Raw genomic sequence first — 4276 nt, 5'->3', positions numbered from 1 at the left:
TGGTACGGCGACCGAGTGCTCCCACTGGCACGAGCGCTCGCCGTCAGTGGTCACCACAGTCCAGTCGTCGTCGAGGGTTGCTGTTTCGATGCTGCCGCGGACGAGCATGGGCTCAATCGCAAGGCACAGTCCCGGCCTGATTTTCGGGCCTCGGTGGGTGGTGCGGTAGTTCAACACGTCAGGGGCCATGTGCATCTCGGAGCCGATGCCGTGGCCTACGTAGTCTTCCAGGATGCCCAGCGGCTTTCCCGGGACGGAGGAGACGTAGTCGTCCACGGCGTTGCCGATATCGCCGACGAACTTGCCTTTGGCCAAAGCAGCGATTCCGCGCCACATGGCGGCTTGGGTGACATCCGAGAGCCGCTGATCTTCAGGATCCGCCGCGCCGACTATCACAGTGCGTGCGGAGTCGGAGTGCCAACCGTCAACGATCGCCCCGCCATCAATCGAAATGATGTCCCCATCCTGCAGGACCCGGTCGCCTGGGATGCCGTGAACCACTTCCTCGTTGACGGATGTGCAGATGGTGGCGGGGAAGCCGTGGTATCCGAGGAAGTTCGACTTCGCTCCAGCGTCGATGAGGACCGCGGCGAAAACGGCGTCGATCTCGCGCGTGGTCACGCCCGGTTTCGCAGCTTCAACGGCTGCGTCGAGCGCTCTGCTGAGGACCAATCCGGCCTCGTGCATTTTGCGCATTTGCTCATTGGTCTTGTATTCGATGCGGGGCTGGCCGAACGCCATGGTCTCCTCTTGTCGTGTGCTGCTTGTGGTGGGCTGCAGATCCAGACCCCCTCTGGCTTCCTATTTTCCCGCATCAGCGGCCCAGCCCGAAACCGGAGCCACAAACGCCCGTGAATTGGTTCTGATTTCAGGCGCTCAAACGGGGAAGCAAAAAGGGCGTGTCCCGCACGGGAGCAGTCAGCTCCGGCGCGGGACACACCCTCTTCAACAGTCGTGCGGCGGCTAGACCGCCTTGGCTGCCTCGATGGCCAGCAGCACGCGATCCGTGACCTCGTCGATGCCGCCAATGCCATCGACCTGGGTCAGGATGCCCCGTTCGGCATACTTGGCCACGACGGCCTCGGTCTGCTCGTGGTAGAGGTCCAGGCGGTGGCGGATGACGCCTTCGTTGTCATCCGAGCGCCGGTCTCCTTGGCACGGCCCAGCAAACGCGTAACAAGTTCCTCGTCGTCGGCCGTCAGCTGAAGCACGACGTCGAGCTTCTCTTCCGTGTCGGCGAGGATCCGGTCCAGGTATTCCACCTGGGCGGTGGTGCGCGGGTAGCCGTCGAGCAGGAAGCCGTTCTCGACGTCGCTCTCACTCAGGCGGTCGCGGACCATCTTGTTGGTGACGCTGTCCGGAACGAAATCGCCGGCGTCCATGTACTTCTTTGCCTCGATACCCAGCGGGGTTTCGCCCTTGACGTTCGCACGGAAGATGTCGCCGGTAGAGATGGCGACTACGCCCAAGCGCTCGGAAATCCGCTCAGCCTGGGTTCCCTTGCCCGAACCCGGGGGTCCAATGATCAGCATTCTCGTCATCGCAAAAGCCCTTCGTAGTGACGTTGTTGTAGCTGCGCATCAATCTGCTTGACGGTTTCCAGGCCCACACCCACCATGATCAGAATCGACGTGCCACCGAACGGGAAGTTCTGGTTGGCGCTGATCAGGACGAGTGCGACCAGCGGAATCAACGCCACGAAGCCCAAGTAGAAGGCGCCGGGGAGGGTGATCCTGGAAAGCACGTACTGCAGGTAGTCCGCGGTCGGTTTACCCGCCCGGATGCCCGGAATGAACCCGCCGTACTTCTTCATGTTGTCCGAGACCTCTTCAGGGTTGAAGGTGATCGCGACGTAGAAGTAGGTGAAGAACACAATCATGACGAAATACAGCGCCATGTAGATGGGGTGGTCGCCCTTGGTGAGGTTGTTGTTGATCCACTCAACCCACGGGGCGATGGACTCTCCGGCCTTCGGCTGGTTGAACTGTGCAATCAGCCCCGGCAGGTAGAGCATCGAGGAGGCAAAGATGACAGGCACGACGCCGGCCATGTTCACCTTGATGGGGATGTAGGTGCTGGTGCCGCCCACGGTGCGCCGGCCGATCATACGCTTGGCGTACTGGACCGGAATGCGCCGCTGGGACTGCTCCACGAAGACCACGAGCGCGACGGTTACGAGGCCGATCGCCAACACCGTGAAGAAGGTGCCCGGTCCCTTGGAGTTCCAGATGGCACCGAGCGAGGTCGGGAAGCCGGCAGCGATGGAGGTGAAGATGAGCAGGGACATGCCGTTGCCCACGCCCTTCTCGGTAACCAGTTCGCCCATCCACATGATGAGGCCTGTACCGGCCGTCAAGGTGATGACCACGAGGATCGTGGCGATGATGCTCGTGTCCGGGATGATCGGCAGCTGGCAGTTCGGCAGCAGCTGTCCGGAGCGTGCCAGGGACACCAGCGTGGTGGCGTTCAGCAGGCCCAGCGCAATGGTCAGATAACGCGTGTACTGCGTCAGCTTCGACTGGCCCGAGGCACCTTCGTCATACAGCTGCTGGAACCGCGGAATGACCACGCGGAGCAGCTGCACGATGATGCTCGCCGTGATGTACGGCATGATCCCCAGGGCAAAGATCGAAACCTGCAGCAGTGCACCACCGCTGAACAGGTTGACGAGCTGGTAGAGGCCGCCCTGGTCCTGATTGCTTGACAAACATTGCTGAACATTTTGGTAGCTCACACCAGGCGAGGGGATAAAAGCTCCCAAGCGGAAGATTGTGATGATTCCCAGCGTGAACAACAACTTGCGTCGCAGATCAGGCGTCCGAAATGCCCGGCCGAATGCGCTTAGCAAGCGTCCTCCTGAGTTAAAAGTCCAAGGGTGTCGAAAGGGGTCATTGAAACCCAACACCCGAGTCTAACGGTTTGATGCGCCATGCGAACAATCGAGGGGTGCGCGCCATATCAAAAAACTCCCGGAGCAGGGGGCCGAAGCCCTCCGCACCGGGAGTCTTTTTACAGCGAGCGATAGCCCAGAGCCCTTAGAGGGCAGTGGTGGTTCCGCCTGCTGCTGCGATCTTCTCAGCTGCGCTGGAGGAGAAAGCGTGGGCGGTGACGTCAACCTTGACGGTGATGTCGCCGGTGCCCAGCACCTTGACGGGCTGGTTCTTGCGAACGGCACCCTTCTCAACCAGGGACTCGACGGTGACAGCGCCACCTTCCGGGAACAGCTCGTTGAGCTTGTCCAGGTTTACAACCTGGAACTCAACCCGGAACGGGTTCTTGAAGCCGCGAAGCTTCGGCAGGCGCATGTGCAGCGGCAGCTGGCCGCCGGCAAAGCCAGCCTTGACCTGGTAGCGGGCCTTCGTACCCTTGGTACCGCGACCTGCGGTCTTACCCTTGGAGCCTTCACCACGACCAACACGGGTCTTGGCAGTCTTGGCACCGGGGGCGGGACGCAGGTGGTGGACCTTCAGAGTGTTCTGCTTGTCGGCAGCCTCTGCGGCAGTTTTGTTCTCGGCCATTACTTCGCCTCCTCTACATTCACGAGGTGCGGAACCGTGTTGAGCATTCCAACGGTTACGGCATCAGCGGTACGGACAACAGTGTGTCCGATGCGCTTGAGGCCGAGGGACCGCAGGGTCTCACGCTGGTTCTGCTTGGCGCCGATGACGCCCTTGATCTGGGTGATCTCCAACTGAGCGTCGGAGGGAGTCAGGTTCTTAGCCATGACTAGACACCTGCCTTCTGGTTCTGGAGTGCGCGCACCAGAGCAGCAGGAGCAACCTCGTCCAGCGGCAGGCCACGGCGGGCTGCCACGGAAGCGGGCTCTTCCAGTCGCTTCAGGGCGTCAACAGTCGCGTGAACGATGTTGATGGCGTTCGAGGAACCGAGCGACTTGGAGAGAACGTCGTGGATACCGACGCATTCCAGTACCGCGCGGACCGGACCACCGGCGATAACACCGGTACCCGGGGAAGCCGGACGCAGCATGACAACGCCTGCTGCGGCCTCACCCTGCACGCGGTGCGGGATGGTGTTGCCAACGCGGGGAACGCGGAAGAAGGACTTCTTAGCTTCTTCAACGCCCTTCGCGATAGCTGCCGGAACTTCCTTCGCCTTGCCGTAGCCGACGCCAACCAGGCCGTTGCCGTCACCGACGACGACCAGGGCGGTGAAGCTGAAGCGACGACCACCCTTGACGACCTTGGCAACACGGTTGATGGTTACAACGCGCTCTACGAACTGGCTCTTCTCGGCCTCGCGACCGCCGTCGCGGCCA

Annotated in this window: 5 protein-coding genes and 1 pseudogene; all 6 read right to left on the bottom strand. The window is 61.6% G+C overall.

Going from position 1 to position 4276, the window contains the following annotated elements; translation table 11 throughout:
• Positions 1-741 (bottom strand): type I methionyl aminopeptidase (gene map, locus AHiyo1_RS01415; RefSeq protein ID WP_059387374.1); only part of this gene is annotated, 741 nt, incomplete at its 3' end.
• Positions 742-963: 222 nt separating this feature from the next.
• Positions 964-1532: pseudogene (locus AHiyo1_RS01410) on the bottom strand (adenylate kinase).
• 5 nt (positions 1533-1537) lie between these two features.
• Positions 1538-2848, bottom strand: coding sequence for a preprotein translocase subunit SecY (secY, locus tag AHiyo1_RS01405; protein WP_059387373.1), 1311 nt, complete (start codon positions 2846-2848; stop codon positions 1538-1540).
• Between the two features lie 187 nt (positions 2849-3035).
• Positions 3036-3518, bottom strand: coding sequence for a 50S ribosomal protein L15 (gene rplO, locus AHiyo1_RS01400; RefSeq protein WP_059387372.1), 483 nt, complete (start codon positions 3516-3518; stop codon positions 3036-3038).
• Positions 3518-3724: a 50S ribosomal protein L30 gene (gene rpmD, locus AHiyo1_RS01395; protein WP_059387371.1), complete on the bottom strand. Its 207-nt coding sequence runs from the start codon at positions 3722-3724 to the stop codon at positions 3518-3520. Before rpmD ends, rplO begins: the two co-directional genes overlap by 1 nt.
• A 2-nt stretch (positions 3725-3726) precedes the next feature.
• Positions 3727-4276: 30S ribosomal protein S5 (gene rpsE / locus AHiyo1_RS01390; protein ID WP_059387370.1), on the bottom strand; the 550-nt coding region annotated here is incomplete at its 5' end.

This window comes from Arthrobacter sp. Hiyo1 (assembly GCF_001263615.2).
Taxonomy (GTDB): Bacteria; Actinomycetota; Actinomycetes; order Actinomycetales; family Micrococcaceae; genus Arthrobacter.
This window is presented reverse-complemented; position numbering and strand designations above follow the sequence as displayed.

Excerpts from the sequence above, each read along its gene's own strand:
- rplO (WP_059387372.1), bottom strand. The coding sequence starts at position 3,518 with ATGGCCGAGAACAAAACTGCCGCAGAGGCTGCCGACAAGCAGAACACT.
- rpmD (WP_059387371.1), bottom strand. The coding sequence starts at position 3,724 with ATGGCTAAGAACCTGACTCCCTCCGACGCTCAGTTGGAGATCACCCAG.